The organism is Sulfitobacter sp. 1A13679, assembly GCF_043557115.1.
Classification (GTDB): Bacteria; Pseudomonadota; Alphaproteobacteria; order Rhodobacterales; family Rhodobacteraceae; genus Sulfitobacter; species Sulfitobacter faviae.
This window is the reverse complement of sequence record NZ_JBIFFO010000001.1, coordinates 279,005-295,431: the sequence shown is the minus strand read 5'-3', so window position 1 is coordinate 295,431 and position 16,427 is coordinate 279,005. Positions and strand designations below refer to the sequence as shown.

The window sequence follows — 16,427 nt, the reverse complement described above, 5'->3', positions numbered from 1 at the left end:
GGCTTGCCTGTGACAAAAGGCACGCATTGTCCCTGCCCCCCGGCACCCTATAACAAGGGACAGAACCAGAGGATCGCAAGAGCAGATGACCCAGGACGCTGACAAAACAACCCATTTCGGTTTCGAGACCGTGCCCGAACATGAAAAGGCCGGGCGCGTGCAGGGTGTGTTCAACTCCGTCGCCAGCAAATACGACATCATGAACGATGTGATGAGTATGGGGATCCACCGCGTCTGGAAAGAAGCGATGATGGACTGGCTCGCCCCGCGCCCCGGTCAGAAACTGCTCGATGTGGCGGGGGGCACTGGCGATGTGTCTTTCAAATTCCTCAAACGTGCCGGACACGGCCATGCCACGGTGCTCGACCTGACCGAGCCGATGCTGGTCGAAGGCCGCCAGCGGGCCGAGGCGGACAGGCTGACCGGCAGCCTCGATTGGGTCGTGGGTGACGCGATGGCGCTGCCGTTCCCCGACAACACCTTTGACGTTTACACAATCAGCTTCGGCATCCGAAACGTGACCCGCCCGCAAGAGGCGCTGAACGAGGCGTACCGCGTGCTCCGCCCCGGTGGCCGTCTGATGGTGCTGGAGTTCAGCCAGCTGCCGAACCCGGCAATGCAGAAGGCCTATGACCTCTACAGTTTCAACGTGATCCCGCGCATGGGCCAAGCCATCGCGGGCGACCGCGACAGCTATCAATATCTGGTCGAATCGATCCGCAATTTCCCCGATCAAGAGACTTTTCTGTCGATGGTGCGCGCGGCGGGCTTTGGGCAGGCCAAGTATCGCAACCTGTCGATGGGGATCGCGGCGCTGCATTCGGGTTGGAAGCTCTGATGCGCGGTCCGCACAATATCTGGCGGTTGATCCGCACGGGCGCGACCTTGGAACGCGCCGGGGCGATGAATGTGGTGCTGGATGCTTTCGATGCCTCCCCGCCGCTGCGTTTCGTGGCCCGCGCGCTTGGCCTTCCGTTCAAATGGCTGGGCTACAAGGGCGACCCGACGATGCCGCCCGCCACCCGCGCGCTCACGGCGCTTGGCCCGGCCTACATCAAATTCGGTCAGGTGCTGTCGACCCGCCCCGATGTGGTGGGCGACGATCTGGCGGTGCAATTGCGCGTGCTGCAAGACAAGTTGCCCCCCTTTGACATGGCGCTGGCCCGCAGCGCGGTCGAGCAGGAGTTGGGCGAGCCGGTCAGCGCGATCTTTTCCGAGTTCAGCGAACCCGTCGCCGCGGCCTCCATCGCGCAGGTGCATCACGCGCGGCTGGCCGAGAGCGGCGAAGAGGTCGCCGTCAAAGTCCTGCGCCCCGGCATCGAAAAAGCCTTCCGCAAGGACATTGACGCCTTCTACCTCGCCGCCCGCATGGCCGAGATTTTCTCGCCCGGGTCGCGCCGCCTGCGCCCGATGGAGGTGATCGAGCATTTCGACGGCGTCGTGCGGGGGGAGTTGGACCTGCGGCTCGAAAGCTCTGCCGCGTCGGAGTTCGCCGCCAACACCAAGGATGACGCCGGGTTTCAACTGCCCGAGATCAAATGGAATTATTCCGGCCGCCGCGTGATGACGCTGGGCTGGGCTGACGGGCTGCCGCTGGGCGACAATGCCGCGCTGGATGCGGCGGGGCACGACCGGGTGGCGCTGTCGGAGCGGGTGTTGCAACTCTTTCTTCAGCACGCTCTGCGCGACGGTTATTTCCACGCCGACATGCACCAGGGTAACCTCAAGGTCGCGGCCAATGGCGATATCATAGCCTATGACTTCGGCATCATGGGCCATATCGACAGCTACACCCGCCGGGTCTATGCCGAGATTCTCTATGGCTTCATCCGCCGCGATTACCAGCGCGTCGCCAAGGTGCATTTCGAGGCAGGATATGTCCCCGCCGATAAGGATGTCGATGAATTCGCCCGCGCCCTGCGCGCGGTGGGCGAGCCGATTTTCGGCATGGATGCCACCCGCATCTCCATGGCGCGGCTGCTGACCTATCTGTTCGAGGTGACCGAGCGTTTCGGCATGGAAACCCGGACTGAGTTGATCTTGCTGCAACGCACCATGGTCGTGGTCGAGGGCGTGGCCCGCTCGCTCAACCCGCATATCAACATCTGGGAAGTCGCCAGCCCCATCGTGACCGACTATATCACCAAGTCGCTCGGTCCCCGGGCCATCGTCTCTGATCTGCGCGACACGGCGATGGTCATGGCCCGCTTTGGCCCGCGTCTGCCGGGGCTGGTCGAACAGGCGCTGAACCGTCAGGCCGAAGAGCAGCCTGAGCGGCGCCCGCGGTTCTGGCGCTATATCGCGGCGACTGCGGTGATGTCCGGTGTTGCCGGTGCCACCACAATCGCCCTGATCAACGCACTGCTTTAGGGCAGGGGGCCGCAAAGCCCCCCGCGCTTAGGCGATACGTTCGATCGCCATGGCGATGCCTTGCCCGCCGCCGATGCACATGGTGATCAACGCGCGTTTGCCGCCGATCCGCTCCAACTCATACAGCGCCTTCACGGTGATGATCGCCCCCGTCGCGCCGACCGGGTGGCCAAGCGCGATGGCCCCGCCGTTGGGGTTTACCTTTGCAGGATCGAAGCCCAGTTCCTTGCTCACGGCCAGCGCTTGGCTCGCGAAAGCCTCGTTGCTTTCGATCACGTCGAAGTCATCGGCCTTCAGGCCCGTGCGCTCCAGCAAACGGCGCACGGCAGGGACCGGGCCGATGCCCATGACCTCGGGGCGCACGCCGGCGTGGGCGTAGCCGAGGATGCGGGCGCGGGGCGTCAGCCCGGCAGATTTCGCGGCCTCCGCGCGGGCCAGCACCAGCGCCGCGGCCCCGTCGTTGATGCCGCTGGCGTTGCCCGCCGTAACGCGGCCATCTTTCTGGAAGACGGGACGCAGCCCGGCCAGCGCCTCGGCCGTGGTGGCCTTGGGGTGTTCATCGGTGTCAAAGGGCACCATGTCGCGCTTGACCTTTACGTCGACCGGCACGATCTGGTCCTTGAAATGCCCTGCCGCGATGGCCGCCGCCGCGCGTTCCTGGCTTTGCAGGGCGAAGGCGTCCATTTCCTCGCGGGTGATCGTGTGTTCATCCGCCACGTTCTCTGCCGTCACGCCCATATGTCCGGTGCCGAAGGGGCAGTTCAGCGTGCCCAGCAGCATGTCGAGGCTGCGTGCATCGCCCATCTTCTGGCCCCAGCGGGCGTCGGGCAGCACATAGGGCGCGCGCGACATGCTTTCGGCGCCACCGGCGAGCGCGAAGTCTGCATCGCCCAGCATCAGGCTCTGGGTGGCCGAGACCAGTGCCTGAACGCCCGAGCCGCAGAGCCGGTTCACGTTCATCGCTGGCACCTCGTCGGGCACGCCCGCGTCGCGCGCGGCGACGCGGCTGAGGTACATGTCGCGCGGCTCGGTGTTGATGACGGTGCCGAAGACGACATGGCCGATCTGCGCCGGATCGACGCCCCCGCGCGCCATCGCCGCCGCCGCGACGGTGCTGCCCAGCTTGGTGGGCGGTGTGGCGGCAAGGCTGCCGCCGAAAGTGCCGATGGCGGTGCGTGCGCCGCTCAGGATGACGATATCGTCTGACATGAAACTCTCCTCTAATCGTTGGCGGCACTATGGGGGGCGGGCGCGGCAAAGTCAGGAGAAACGTCCCGTCATGCGACAGCTTGACAGGGAGGGGGCGCCGCGCGACATATCCGCCATGACGGACAACACCGACAAGATCCTGACACAGCTGCCCGCCCGCCTGAAAGAGGCGCGGCAGGGGCAGGGGTTGTCGCTCGACGCCGTGGCGAAGCTCTCGGGCGTGTCGCGCTCCATGGTCAGCCAGATTGAGCGCGGCGAATCGAGCCCCACCATCGCGACGCTGTGGAATCTCACCCGCGCGCTTCAGGTGGACTTCGCCGGTCTTCTCGACGCCGCCCCCGGCGAGCCGCAGATTGAGGTGCTGCGCAGTGCCGCTGTGCCGACGATCAGCAATCTGGGCGACGGTTGCCGCATTCGCATCCTGTCGCCGCCTGAGGAAGCCGGGCATCACGAAGTCTACGAGCTGCTCATCGCCGAGGGCGGTGTGCTCGACAGTGCGCCCCACACCCGCGGCGCGCGCGAGCATCTCAGTGTTTTCGGGGGCGCGGTGGAGGTCACCAGCGGCACCGGGACCGAGCGGCTGCAGGCCGGCGACACCGCGCGCTATGCCGCCGACGTGCCCCATGCGATCCGCGCAACCGAGGGGCCGGTGCGCGCCTTTCTGGTGGTTCAAGACGCCTAGTTTCCGCGATACCGGAAAAAATCCGCCATTCCGGAAATCCTCTATTTCGGAAACGCCTCCGCTATGGTAGAAGTCCCCTGTAAAGGAGAGCCTCATGACCCAAGCATTTCTGTCCCATGTCAATGACACCCTGTCCGAGATCGACGCCGAGGGCATGATGAAGAGCGAGCGGCTCATCACTACCCCGCAGGGCGGCGAGATCGCGGTGGGCGACCGCGAAGTCATCAACCTTTGCGCCAACAACTACCTTGGCCTCGCCGATCACCCCGAGCTGATCGCAGCGGCCAAGGAAGCGATGGACGAGAAGGGTTTCGGCATGGCCTCGGTCCGCTTTATCTGCGGCACACAGGACATTCACCGCGAGTTGGAGCAGAAACTGGCGAGCTTCCTCGGGCACGACGATTCGATCCTCTTCGCCGCCTGTTTCGACGCCAACGGCGGGCTGTTCGAGCCGCTGCTGGGGCCGGAGGATGCGGTCATTTCAGACGCGCTGAACCATGCGTCGATCATCGACGGCATCCGGCTCTGCAAGGCCAAGCGCTACCGCTATGCCAACAGCGACATGGCGGATCTGGAGGCCAAGCTGAAACAGGCCCGCGAGGACGGCGCGCGCTTCATTATGATCGCCACCGATGGGGTCTTCTCGATGGACGGCTATCTGGCGAAGCTGCCCGAGATCGTGGCGCTGGCCGAAAAATACGAGGCGCTGGTGATGGTCGACGATTGCCATTCCACCGGCTTCATGGGGCCAAAGGGCGCGGGCACCCCGGCGCATCACGGGGTCAAGGTGGACATCGTGACCGGCACGCTGGGCAAGGCGCTCGGCGGCGCCATCGGCGGCTATATCGCAGGGCCGCAGCCGGTGATCGACCTGCTGCGCCAGCGCGCGCGGCCCTATCTGTTCTCGAACTCGCTGCCCTCGTCGATCGTGCGCGCCGGTATCCGCGCGCTGGAATTGGTGGAAGAGGGCGACGATCTGCGCGCGCGTCTTTTCGAGAACACCGAATACTGGCGCGCGGGGCTGGAGAAGCTGGGTTTCGACCTGCTGCCCGGCGAACATCCGATCGTGCCGGTCATGCTGGGCGAGGCGCAACTGGCGCAGGACATGGCGGCGAAGCTTTTCGACGAAGGCGTCTATGTCTCGGGCTTCTTCTTCCCGGTGGTGCCGCGCGGTCAGGCGCGCATCCGCACCCAGATGAACGCGGCGCTGACCCGCGAACAGCTCGACCGCGCGCTGAAAGCCTTTGAGACGGCCGGCAAGGCCTGCGGGGTGATCTGATGGCGACGAACGAAATGAAGGCGCTGGCCAAACTGCACCCCCGCGAGGGGTTGTGGATGACCCATGCGCCGGTGCCCGAGATCGGCCCCGAGGACGTGCTGATCAAGATCAACAAGACCGGCATCTGCGGCACCGACATCCATATCTGGAACTGGGACGACTGGGCCGCCGGGACCGTGCCGGTGGGACTGATCACCGGCCATGAATTCGCCGGCGAGATCGTGGAGCTGGGCCGTAATGTCGAGGGGCTGGAGATCGGCCAGCGCTGCTCGGGCGAGGGGCATCTGATCGGCAAGCAGTCGCGGCAAAGCCGGGCGGGCAAGTTCCACCTCGATCCCGCGACGCGGGGCATCGGCGTCAATGAACAGGGGGCCTTTGCGCAATACCTCAAGCTGCCCGCCTTCAACGTGGTGCCGCTGCCGGACGAGATTTCCGACGACATCGGCGCGATCCTCGATCCCTTGGGCAACGCGGTGCATACCGCGCTCAGCTTCGATCTGGTGGGCGAGGACGTGCTGATCACCGGCGCAGGCCCCATCGGCATCATGGCCGCCGCGGTGGCGCGTCACGTCGGCGCGCGGCATGTGGTGATCACGGATGTGAACCCCGACCGGCTGGCGCTGGCCGAGAAAGTCGCCGATGTGGTGCCGGTAAACGTCGCCAAGGAGGATTTGGCCGATGTGATCCCGCGGCTGAAGATGAAGCAGGGTTTTGACGTCGGGCTTGAGATGTCGGGCAACCAGCAAGCGCTGGACCAGATGGTGGAGGCCATGACCATGGGCGGGCGCATTGCCATGCTCGGCATCCCGCCGGGCAAGTCGCCGGTGGACTGGAGCCAGATTGTTTTCAAGGCGATCACCATCAAGGGCGTCTATGGCCGCGAGATTTTCGAGACCTGGTACAAGATGATCGCCATGTTGGAGAACGGGCTGGATGTCTCCGCCATCATCACCCACCGCTTCGAGGTGGATGACTTCGAGCAGGGGTTCGCCGCGATGAAATCGGGGCGGTCGGGCAAGGTGGTGCTGGACTGGACCTGAACCGCTCAGGGGCGCAGGCGATTGCGCCCCTGTTGCGTGAGGACCCAAACGTCCTCCCCTTCGAACAGCGCTGCGCAGAGCGGTTTGCCATAGCCCGCCCCGGTGTCGAGGTTCACCCGGTTGCCATAGTGCATGGCACTGTCGACCGGCGTGTGGCCATGGACGATCAGCTTGGGATGCGGCGCGGTGTATTGGTGAAACTCCTTGCGGATCCACAGCAGATCATTCTCGCGCTGATCGTCCAGCGGCACCTCGGGGCGGATGCCCGCATGGGCAAAGAACAGGCCGGGCGTTTGATGTGACAGGGCGAGGGTCTTGAGGAAATCCACATGGCTCTGCGGCACCGCTGCGCGGGCTTTCTCATGCACCTCTGACATCCGGTCGCGCCCGCTGACCGACACGCCGTAGGACCCCAGTGTCGTGTCGCCGCCCAAACGCGGGTTCAGCCAGTTAAGTTCAACCAGCAGCAGCGGATCGTGGCGGGGGAAATCCTCCATGAACCAGCTGAACATGCGGTCGTGATTGCCCATCAGAAAGGTCCAATTGCGGCCCTCGGCTTTCCCTTCGGCCAGCCGTTCGATCACCGCTTTGCTGTCGGGGCCGCGGTCGGTGTAGTCGCCCAGAAAGACGATCTGCGCCTCCGGCCCGCCGTCTTTTTCGATCAGGGTTAAAACGCGCTCAAGCTCGGCGGCGTAACCGTGGATGTCTCCGATGGCATAGATGGGGCTGGGCATGATCGTTCCTGTCCTTCTGCACCCCCTCGTGATGCCGCAAAGCGGCGGGGAAGGGAAGGCTTAGGCCCGACAATGCCCCAAAAGCAAAAGGGCCCCGCGAGGGGGCGCTTCCAGATTGTGCAGGTCGTGCGGGCCTTAGGCCACGTCGAATTGCAGCGGCTTGATCTGCCGGAACATGCCGGTGTCGCGCAGCTTGCCGATCACTGTCTCGGGCACCTGATCGTCGACATAGAGCAGGGCAATCGCCTCGCCCTTGGCGGTGTGGCGGCCGAGAGTGAAGTTGGCGATGTTCACGCCGTTCTCGCCCATGGTCTGGCCCAGCGTGCCGATGATGCCGGGCACGTCTTCGTTGGTGGTGTAGAGCATGTGCTCCCCGATCTCGGCGTCGATGGTGATGCCCTTGATCTGGATGAAGCGCGGCTTGCCGTCCGAGAAGACGGTGCCCGCGATGGAGCGCTCGCGCTTCTCGGTCACCACGGTCACCTTGACGTAGCCGTCGAAAACGCCGGACTTGTCCTGGTTGGTGGTGGAGATCTGGATGCCTTTCTCACGCGCGACCACGGGGGCGGAGACCATGTTCACGTCCGGGTTGGCGCGTTTCATGATGCCCGCCACGACGCCGCAGTTCAGCGCCTTGAGGTTCATCTTGGCGACCGAGCCGTCGTAGAGGATGTTGATCGCCTTGATCGGCTCGTCCGTCATCTGGCCGATGAAGGCCCCGAGGTGGCCAGCGAGCTTGACCCACGGCCCCATGACCTTGGCCTCTTCGGCGGTGACCGAGGGCATGTTGAGCGCATTGGTCACGGCGCCGGTCAGCAGGTAGTCGGACATCTGTTCGGCCACTTGCAGGGCCACGTTCTCCTGCGCCTCGGTGGTCGCGGCGCCGAGGTGCGGGGTGCAGACCACGTTGGGCAGGTTGAAGAGCGGGTTTTCCTTGGCCGGTTCTTCGGCGAAGACGTCGAAGCCCGCGCCCGCCACATGGCCCGACTTCAGTAGGTCGGCCAGCGCTTCCTCGTCCACCAGACCGCCGCGGGCGCAGTTGATGATGCGCACGCCGGGCTTGGTTTTTTCGAGGTTCTCACGGCTCAGGATGTTCGCCGTCTGCTCGGTGAAGGGGACGTGCAGGGTGATGAAGTCGGCACGGGTCAGCAGCTCATCAAGCTCGACCTTCTCCACGCCCATCTTCTCAGCCTTTTCCTCGCCCAGGAAGGGGTCATAGGCCACGACCTTCATCTTCAGCCCGCGCGCGCGGTCGCAGACGATGCCGCCGATGTTGCCCGCACCGACCACGCCCAGCGTTTTGCCAGTCAGCTCGACCCCCATGAACTTGGACTTCTCCCATTTGCCCGCATGGGTGGAGGCGCTCGCCTCGGGGATCTGCCGCGCCACGGCGAACATCATCGCGATGGCGTGCTCCGCGGTGGTGATCATGTTGCCGAAGGGCGTGTTCATCACGATCACACCCTGTTTCGAGGCGGCTTCCTTGTCGATGTTGTCGGTGCCGATGCCTGCGCGGCCGATCACTTTGAGGTTCGGCGCATTGGCGAGGATCTTTTCCGTCACCTTGGTGGCCGAGCGGATGGCGAGGCCGTCATAATTGCCGATGATCTCGGCCAGTTTGTCTTTGTCCTTGCCCAGATCGGGCTGGAAATCCACGTCGATGCCGCGGTCGCGGAAGATCTGAACGGCAGCTTCGGAGAGTTTGTCGGAAATGAGTACTTTGGGGGCCATTTCTCTGGTCCTTCATAAACGGGGTCAGCGGTGCGCAGAGACGCGCAGCCGACGAGAGGGGGGAGTAGGGTGCGCGATCCTCGCGCACCATCGCATCACGCGTTGATTTCGGCTTCGAAAGCCCATGCGAGCCAAGGCAGCATCGCTTCGATGTCCGCCGTCTCGACCGTGCCGCCGCACCAGATGCGCAGGCCCGGAGGGGCATCGCGGTAGGCGCCGATGTCGAGCGCTGCGCCCTCGTCCGCCAGCCGCTTGGCCACGGCCTTGGCAAAGGCGGCGCCGTCTTTGATGCGGTCGTCGGTGAACTTGAGGCAGACCGAGGTGTTGGAGCGTGTCGCGGGATCGGTGGCGAGGAAGTCGATCCAGTCATGCGCTTCGACGAAATCGGCCACGGCCTTTGTGTTTGCGTCTGCACGCGCGATTAGGCCTTTCAGGCCGCCCACGGATTTGGCCCAGTCGAGCGCCAGCAGGTAATCCTCGACGCAGAGCATCGATGGCGTGTTGATCGTCTCGCCGCGGAAGATGCCCTCGTTCAGCTTGCCGCCCTTGGTCAGGCGGAAGATCTTGGGCAGCGGCCACGCGGGGGTGTAGCTCTCCAGCCGTTCCACGGCGCGGGGGGAGAGGATCAGCATGCCATGCGCCGCTTCGCCGCCCAGCACCTTCTGCCAAGAGAAGGTTGTCACATCGAGCTTGTCCCACGGCAGGTCCTGCGCGAAGGCGGCGGAGGTCGCGTCGCAGAGCGTGAGCCCCGCGCGGTCCGCCGGGATCACGTCGCCCGTGGGTACGCGCACGCCAGAGGTCGTGCCGTTCCAAGTAAAGCAGACGTCGTTGTCATAGTTCAGCGCGGCCATGTCGACGATCTCGCCATACTCGGCGGTGTGGACCTGCGCCTCGATTTTCAGCTGTTTGACCACGTCGGTGACCCAGCCTGCGCCGAAGCTTTCCCAAGCGACCATCTCGGCCGGGCGTTCGCCCAGGAGCGACCACATGGCCATCTCGAAAGCGCCAGTGTCGGAGGCGGGCACGATGCCGATGCGGTAGTCGGCGGGCACGCCAAGCACTTCGCGGGTGGTCTCGATCGCCTCGGCGAGCTTGGCCTTGCCGGGCGCGGCACGGTGGCTGCGTCCCAGCGGGGCATCGCCAAGCTTGGTCAGATCGAATGTGGGGATTTTGGCGCAGGGGCCGGAGGAGAAACGTGGGTTTGCCGGTACGGCAACAGGTTTCGCTTCCGGGCGCGGTGCCGGTTGTTCAATAGCCATTGATGCTACCCTCTCAGATAATCGCCCTTCGTTGGGGAAGGGTGTCCCACTTGCCGGGATACGCGGGGAGGCCGGGCTGGCGCAAGTCGCAAAATGACGCTAGGACGCCGGTCATGTCGCTTTGCGCGGCGCGAATGATGCGGATCGGAAACTTATGTTCACGGCAATCTTGTTGACCTCCCCCACCAACCCCAGCCTCGACCCCGCGCTGGTGGAAAGCCTGCGCAATGCTTGGGGCGGGGGTGACGCGCTTTGGCTGGCCCCGGATGAGGCGGCGGAGTTTGCGCTGGCCCAGATGCCGGAAAACCGTTGGAATGTCTGGGAAGATTGCCAGTCCATGGGGGCCGATCTGGTGATCGTGCCGACCGAAGGCCGCCGCAAGCAGATGCTGCTCGCCGATATGGACAGCACGATGATCCAGCAAGAATGTATCGACGAATTGGCCGATGAGGCAGGCGTCGGAGAACGCGTGAAAGAGATCACCGCCCGCGCCATGAACGGTGAGTTGGACTTCGACGGCGCTCTGCGCGAGCGAGTCGGCCTGTTGAAAGGGCTAAAGGCCAGCGTGGTCGACAAGGTTTTGGCCGAGCGGATTACCCTGATGCCCGGCGGCGGGGCGCTGGTGGGCACGATGAAGGCCAATGGCGGCTATGCCGCGCTGGTCTCGGGCGGGTTCACCGCCTTCACAGCCAAAGTGGCCGAGATGCTGGGCTTTGATGAGAATCGCGCCAATACGCTGCTGGTTGAACAGGCCGCGCTGACGGGCGATGTGGGGCTTCCGATCCTTGGGCGCGAGGCCAAGGTCACCGCGCTGGAAGAGATCACGGCAAAGCTGGGGATCACCGAGGATCAGGTCATCGCCGTGGGTGATGGGGCCAATGATCTGGGCATGTTGGGGCGCGCGGGCATGGGCGTGGCGCTACATGCAAAGCCTTCTGTCGCGGCGGAATGTGACATCCGCATCAACTTTGGCGATCTGACCGCGCTGCTGTTCGTGCAGGGCTATGCGCGTAGCGAATTTGCAGGCTGAGCCTGCCCGCGGGGCGCTGCCGCTTCCTTAGAGCAAGGCGGCAGCGCGAGTGGCTTAAAGCAGCCCCGCCGCTGGTTTCAGCATCCCGGTTTCAAGCCCGCGCCAGTTCTTGATCGGCGCGTTCATCCGCTTGAGCGCGGCGGGGTGGTTGGCGTCCAGCGCCCCCAGTTTGACCATCAACGCGGTGATCGCGCATTCGGCGGCGCGGGTGGTGCCGCAGGCGGCTTTCAATGCGATGCCCAGTTTGCGCTCGGGCCAGATGGCGATGAAGAAGCCTTCGGCTCCGGTTTTCAACGCGACCTTGCCATCCATCGCCCGCATTAGTTCCGTGCAGGCACGGCCTTCGCCCGCGACGAGTTCGGGGTGCAGGCGCATGGCTTCGTGCAGGCGCGCCTCGGCAGAGCCTTCGGGGGCGGCGGCGAAATGGGCCATGGCGCGGGCCATGCCATGCAGGGTGCAAGCGTAGTTCGGGGCCGAGCAGCCGTCGATCCCATAGCCGGGGGAGGTTTCTTGGGTGACCGTCTCGAAAGCCTCAAGGCAGGCTTTTTGCACCGCATGCTCTGGCTTTTCGTAATCTGCGCCGCCGCCCAGATGTTGGTTCAGCGTCAGGAAGCCTGCGTGTTTGCCCGAGCAGTTGTTGTGGATCTGGCAGGGTTTCTCATGGGCGCGGATCAGCCCCTCCATCGCGTCGCGGTCGGCGGGCTCCTGCGGGCCGCAGCGAAAGGCGTCGTCGTCCAGACCCAGCGTGTCGAGCCAGACGCCCACCCGGTCGGTGTGGATGGCGGCTCCTTGGTGCGAGGCGCAGGCCAGCGCCAGTTGCTCGGTGCTTAGCCCCGCCTTGTCCGCCGCGCCGGAATTGATCAGCGGCAGCGCTTGGATCATCTTGGAAGAAGAGCGCGGCAGAATGACCTTTTCCGGGTCGCCCCAAGCCTCGACGATCTGGCCGCTGGCATCGCAGATCACGGCGTGACCGGAATGCACGCTTTCCAGAAAGGGTCCGCGCCAGATTTCCGCAAAGGGGGCTGCTTTGGTCATGAGGTTCATCCTGTTTCTGGGCGAAAACCTGCCAATCAGGGTTTCGTCGGTCGCGCGTTTGCCGTTATTGTGGTTGGTGTCGAACAGATAACAGACACCCGCGAGAGAGCAACCCGCCCGAGGTTGCCCGGTTGGGGTCTGTGGACGTGTTGAGGTCAAGGACGGCTGGAGGCTGGACAGATGGGAATGATGAAGACATGTGGTCTTGCACTTGGGGCGCTCGCCCTTGTGGCGAGCGGCGCAGTGGCGCAAGAGCAGAGCACCAACCGGGTGGCGGCCAAGACCGACTGGAGCGTCTTTGTAGAAGATAACCCGACGGAATGCTGGGGCGTCTCGACCCCCAAGGAAGTGGTCAACACGCGCGATGGGCGTGTGGTGGCGGTGAACCGGGGCCAGACATTGCTGATGGTATTCTATCGTCCATCGGCAGAGGCCAAGGGTCAGGTTGCTTTCACCGGCGGCTATCCTTTCGCCTCGGGCTCGACCGTGACGATGAGCATTTCGGGCAATACCTATGAGCTGTTCACCGAAGGCGAATGGGCGTGGCCCGCGACAACTGCGGATGACGCCAAGATCATCGCCGCGATGAAACGCGGTGCGGATGCGACGCTGGTCGGCAAGTCTTCGCGCGGGACGCAGACCAAGGACACATTCTCGCTTCTGGGCTTCACCGCTGCGGTGGAAGATGCGGAGAAGCGCTGCGGGGGGTGAGCCTCTGAGATTTGAGAGTTTGGGACGGCCTCGCGATTGCGGGGCCGTTTTTGTTTGGGTCGAGATTGCCACCCGGGCCCGGGACAAGCCGCAGGCGATGGCCCTTGCACGAAAAAGCCGCGGCCTCCTTTCGGGAGCCGCGGCTAAGAATACGTCGTATATTCCGGCGTCAGGCCGCCCGCGAGAGCGGCGCCGCCACCTCTTCCTCGATAAACGCACCGTGCAGCGCCTTGATCACCGGTTGCAGGCTTTCCCGCTCGACGATGAACTGCACGTCCACGTTGCGCGGCCCTTGGCTCGCGCCAATGGCCGTCTCGCCAGCCTCTGCGATGGCCACGAGGCCACGCTGCAACACCGACAAGCCATTCAGATCGCGCCCGATGACCGAGGCCATGGACAGCGTGCGGGTGGTGATCTCGGCGGTGGGGTAAATCTCGGCCAGATCCTTCTCCACCCGGCGCATCGTCTTCAGCGAAGCGTCCAGATAATGGGTGATCGTATTGGCGTTCGAGACCTTCGAGACGATCCGCACGTTGTGGCGTGTCAGTACGTCGAGGATCGCGGTGTCATAGCCTTTGACGCCGACCATGTCCTGCTCGAACAACTCCAGCGTAACGATGTCGAGACCGGTCACGATTTCCACCGCGGGCGCTTCGGCCTGACGGTCGTCGATCAGCGTGCCGGGGTCTTCGGGCTCGAAAGCATTGGTCACGCGCAGCGGCACGTCGGCTTGGCGCAGGGTCTTGGCCGCCTTGGGGTGGATCGCCTCCATCCCCATGTTCGACAGCTGATCCGCCACGTCGTAGTTCGTGCGGCCGATCTTCTTGACGGCATGCTCACCCACCAGTTTCGGGTCACAGGACGACAGGTGGAATTCCTTGTGAATGATCGCCTCCCGCGCGCCGGTGAGAGCGGCAAGCTTGGAGAAGGTCACCTCGGAATAGCCGCGGTCGAATTCGCGCATCAGACCTTCGGCGCATTGCGCATAGCCTGTCACGATGGGCATTTCCGTATGAGGGTCGATGCCCTCCATCGCCTGCGCGACGCGCTCATCGAGCGTCACGTTGCCCTCGTCACGCCACCCCGAGAGGTCGACGAAACGGGCGCTCACGCCGGCGCGCTGCAGCAGGATTGTGGTGACGAAGGCGGAATGCGCCTCGCCCAGACCGGACAGCAACTCGCGGATTTGCAACATGTGTTCCGACAGGCGGAAGTGGCCGTAGGCGCAGAGGCGCTGTAGGTCGATCAGGCAGTTGCGGGCACCATGGGTGCGCTCGGACACAAAGGCGTCGGCCTGTTCGATGTCGCCGGGATGCTCCAGCACCTCGCGGTGCACGCGCTGCATCTCAGCCGAGACGCGGGTCAGCGCCTCGTGCCAGCCGTGATCGTTGCTGGCATTGGCCAAATGGGCGTAAACGCCCGGCTCGCCGGATTTCTTGTGCTCCAGCAACAGGTTCGTGATCCCGCCAAAGGCGGAAACCACGAAGACGCGCCCATAGATGTCCGCGCCCTTACGGTCACCGACAAAGAGCGTATCTTTGAGTTGGTTCACGCGGGACATGGACGTCCCGCCGATTTTTTCGACAGTGTGGGACGGTTGAGTCATAAAACTTAAGCGACCTCCTCGGCAGGCGCATAGGAACCATCTTCGCGGTGCACTTCGTTGCCGGTGACCGGCGGGTTGAAGCAGCACGCCATGTGCAGTTCTTCCTCTGCGCGCAGGGTGTGTTTGTCGTTCAGGTTCAGGGCGTACATCACGCCGGGGGTGATCTCATGCGTCTCGCCGGTGGCGAGATCGGTGATCGAGCCTTTGCCCTTCATGCAATAGACGCTTTCGAAGTGGTGCTTGTAGTGGAACGTGTGTTCCGACCCGGCCTCAAGCACGGTGATGTGGAAGGAAAACCCCATCCCGTCATCGGCCAGAAGCATCCGTGTGGAGGTCCATTTCGCATCCGCCACGTGACGGTCTGTGCCCTGAAGTTTGTTAAAATCGCGTACAATCATCGGTATTACTCCGCTGCCAGTTTCATGTTGCCCGTCACATCGCGGGTCGCTTGAAGAAGGATATCAAAGCCTTCGCGCATAACCTTCTCCGGCGTGGTGAGCGGGGCAAGATATTTTACGATCTCGTCGTTCGCGCCCGATGTTTCGATCACAAGGCCCAATTCATAGGCGCGCGCGCAGATCGCACCGGCCAACTCGCCTGAGCCGACGTCGACGCCCTGCATCAGACCGCGGCCTTTCAGCGTGGCACCGTCGACCAGATCGGCCACATCCTTGAGCGCGGTGGTCAGCAGCACGGCTTTCTCGGCCAGCGCCTTTTCGAAGGTGTCATCGGACCAGAACTTCTCAATCGCGACGCGGGCGGTGACGAAGGCATGGGTGTTGCCGCGGAAGGTGCCGTTGTGCTCGGCGGGCTTCCAGATGTCATGCTCCGGCGCGATCAGCAGGGCTGCGAAGGGCAGGCCAAAGCCGGAAAGCGATTTCGCTTGGGTGATCATGTCAGGCTTGATGCCGGATGCCTCAAACGAAAAGAAGCTCCCCGAACGGCCACAGCCCGCCTGAATGTCGTCAACGATCAGCAGCGCACCATGTTTGCGGGCGATCTTCTCGATGCCCTGCATCCATGCGTCGGAGGCCGCGTTCAACCCGCCTTCGCCTTGGATCGGCTCAAAGATAAAGGCCGCGGGCGCGTCGATGCCCGACGACGGGTTCGACAGCATCGCGTCGATCATCTCAAGCGTGTTCACGTTTTCGCCCAATGCGCCTTCGAAGGGCATGTGGGTGACATCGGCCAGCGAGCCTCCGCCCGCGCCGCCGCGCTTGCCTTTGTTGCCGGTCAGCGCCAGCGCGCCCATGGTCATGCCGTGGAAGCCGTTGGTGAAGGAGATCACGTTCGTGCGCCCCGTCACCTTACGGGCCAGCTTGATCGCGGCTTCAACGGCGTTGGTGCCGGTCGGGCCGGTCATCATGACCTTATAGTCCATGCCGCGCGGCTTGAGGATTTTCTCCTCATAGGCTTCGAGGAAGGCCGCCTTAGTCTCGCTATGAAAGTCGAGGCCGTGGGCGATGCCATCAGCGGTGATATGCTCCACCAGCGCCTGCTTCATGTCCGGGTCATTGTGCCCGTAGTTCAGCGAGGAGCAGCCGGCGAGAAAGTCGATGTAGCGGTTGCCCTCGCCATCGAACATTTCCGAGCCGCTGGCGCGGGTGAAAACGGCGTTCATACCGCGGCAGTAGGAGCGGGCTTCGCTCTCGCGGCGGGTAAAGATGGTCGTGTTCTGTGCCATGTCCTTAGGCATAGGAATTCCTTTCTCTTCTAGAGAGTCTGTCGTGTGAATTGTCAG

15 protein-coding genes are annotated in these 16,427 nt (G+C 63.9%); 7 read left to right on the top strand and 8 right to left on the bottom strand.

Annotation, left to right across the window (positions count from 1 at the left end; genetic code table 11):
- Nucleotides 1–85 precede the first annotated feature (85 nt).
- Nucleotides 86–838, top strand: a complete 753-nt coding sequence (gene ubiE / locus ACGYLA_RS01525; RefSeq protein WP_067261168.1) for a bifunctional demethylmenaquinone methyltransferase/2-methoxy-6-polyprenyl-1,4-benzoquinol methylase UbiE — start codon at nt 86–88, stop codon at nt 836–838.
- Nucleotides 838–2,370, top strand: a complete 1,533-nt coding sequence (ubiB, locus tag ACGYLA_RS01520; protein WP_394429743.1) for a 2-polyprenylphenol 6-hydroxylase — start codon at nt 838–840, stop codon at nt 2,368–2,370. Before ubiE ends, ubiB begins: the two co-directional genes overlap by 1 nt.
- 27 nt (nt 2,371–2,397) lie before the next feature.
- On the opposite strand, the gene ACGYLA_RS01515 is transcribed toward ubiB, so the two are convergent.
- Nucleotides 2,398–3,579 carry an acetyl-CoA C-acyltransferase family protein gene (locus ACGYLA_RS01515; RefSeq protein WP_394429741.1) on the bottom strand — a complete coding sequence of 394 codons (1,182 nt, stop codon included), beginning with the start codon at nt 3,577–3,579 and terminating at the stop codon, nt 2,398–2,400.
- A 115-nt stretch (nt 3,580–3,694) separates the two neighbouring features.
- Here ACGYLA_RS01515 and ACGYLA_RS01510 point away from each other — a divergent pair, with 115 nt between their 5' ends.
- From ACGYLA_RS01510 to tdh, 3 genes are all read left to right on the top strand, one after another.
- Nucleotides 3,695–4,261 carry a helix-turn-helix domain-containing protein gene (locus tag ACGYLA_RS01510; protein ID WP_394429768.1) on the top strand — a complete coding sequence of 189 codons (567 nt, stop codon included), beginning with the start codon at nt 3,695–3,697 and terminating at the stop codon, nt 4,259–4,261.
- 94 nt (nt 4,262–4,355) lie between these two features.
- Complete coding sequence (locus ACGYLA_RS01505; protein WP_394429739.1) at nt 4,356–5,540, top strand: glycine C-acetyltransferase; 1,185 nt, start codon at nt 4,356–4,358, stop codon at nt 5,538–5,540.
- Nucleotides 5,540–6,580: an L-threonine 3-dehydrogenase gene (gene tdh / locus ACGYLA_RS01500; protein ID WP_394429737.1), complete on the top strand. Its 1,041-nt coding sequence runs from the start codon at nt 5,540–5,542 to the stop codon at nt 6,578–6,580. The genes ACGYLA_RS01505 and tdh overlap by 1 nt, the downstream gene beginning before the upstream one ends.
- Before the next feature lie 5 nt (nt 6,581–6,585).
- On the opposite strand, the gene ACGYLA_RS01495 is transcribed toward tdh, so the two are convergent.
- The 3 genes from ACGYLA_RS01495 to ACGYLA_RS01485 all read right to left on the bottom strand — a co-directional run bounded on the left by ACGYLA_RS01495 (nt 6,586) and on the right by ACGYLA_RS01485 (nt 10,304).
- Nucleotides 6,586–7,314, bottom strand: coding sequence for a metallophosphoesterase family protein (locus ACGYLA_RS01495; protein ID WP_394429735.1), 729 nt, complete (start codon nt 7,312–7,314; stop codon nt 6,586–6,588).
- A 135-nt stretch (nt 7,315–7,449) separates the two neighbouring features.
- On the bottom strand, nt 7,450–9,045 hold the full coding sequence (serA, locus tag ACGYLA_RS01490; RefSeq protein ID WP_394429733.1) for a phosphoglycerate dehydrogenase: 1,596 nt from the start codon (nt 9,043–9,045) through the stop codon (nt 7,450–7,452).
- 95 nt (nt 9,046–9,140) lie between these two features.
- Nucleotides 9,141–10,304: a phosphoserine transaminase gene (locus ACGYLA_RS01485; protein WP_394429731.1), complete on the bottom strand. Its 1,164-nt coding sequence runs from the start codon at nt 10,302–10,304 to the stop codon at nt 9,141–9,143.
- A gap of 154 nt (nt 10,305–10,458) precedes the next feature.
- On the opposite strand from ACGYLA_RS01485, the gene serB reads away from it, so the two are divergent.
- Nucleotides 10,459–11,334 carry a phosphoserine phosphatase SerB gene (serB, locus tag ACGYLA_RS01480; RefSeq protein ID WP_394429729.1) on the top strand — a complete coding sequence of 292 codons (876 nt, stop codon included), beginning with the start codon at nt 10,459–10,461 and terminating at the stop codon, nt 11,332–11,334.
- A gap of 54 nt (nt 11,335–11,388) precedes the next feature.
- On the opposite strand, the gene ACGYLA_RS01475 is transcribed toward serB, so the two are convergent.
- Nucleotides 11,389–12,369: an asparaginase gene (locus ACGYLA_RS01475; RefSeq protein WP_209216824.1), complete on the bottom strand. Its 981-nt coding sequence runs from the start codon at nt 12,367–12,369 to the stop codon at nt 11,389–11,391.
- A gap of 186 nt (nt 12,370–12,555) precedes the next feature.
- Between ACGYLA_RS01475 and ACGYLA_RS01470 the strand changes: the two genes are divergently transcribed.
- Nucleotides 12,556–13,080 (top strand): invasion associated locus B family protein, encoded by a 525-nt coding sequence (locus tag ACGYLA_RS01470; RefSeq protein WP_082851954.1) that lies wholly within the window; start codon nt 12,556–12,558, stop codon nt 13,078–13,080.
- A gap of 169 nt (nt 13,081–13,249) precedes the next feature.
- Here the strand turns inward: ACGYLA_RS01470 and ACGYLA_RS01465 are convergent, their stop codons facing one another.
- From ACGYLA_RS01465 to ectB, 3 genes are read right to left on the bottom strand one after another with little or no spacing between them, the layout of a single operon-like run.
- Nucleotides 13,250–14,686 carry an aspartate kinase gene (locus ACGYLA_RS01465; protein WP_394429727.1) on the bottom strand — a complete coding sequence of 479 codons (1,437 nt, stop codon included), beginning with the start codon at nt 14,684–14,686 and terminating at the stop codon, nt 13,250–13,252.
- 5 nt (nt 14,687–14,691) lie between these two features.
- The gene (locus tag ACGYLA_RS01460) at nt 14,692–15,084 is read right to left on the bottom strand and encodes an ectoine synthase (protein WP_067261585.1); all 393 of its coding nucleotides are present in this window, start codon (nt 15,082–15,084) and stop codon (nt 14,692–14,694) included.
- 5 nt (nt 15,085–15,089) lie between these two features.
- Nucleotides 15,090–16,382: a diaminobutyrate--2-oxoglutarate transaminase gene (gene ectB / locus ACGYLA_RS01455; protein WP_394429725.1), complete on the bottom strand. Its 1,293-nt coding sequence runs from the start codon at nt 16,380–16,382 to the stop codon at nt 15,090–15,092.
- Between the last annotated feature and the right edge of the window lie 45 nt (nt 16,383–16,427).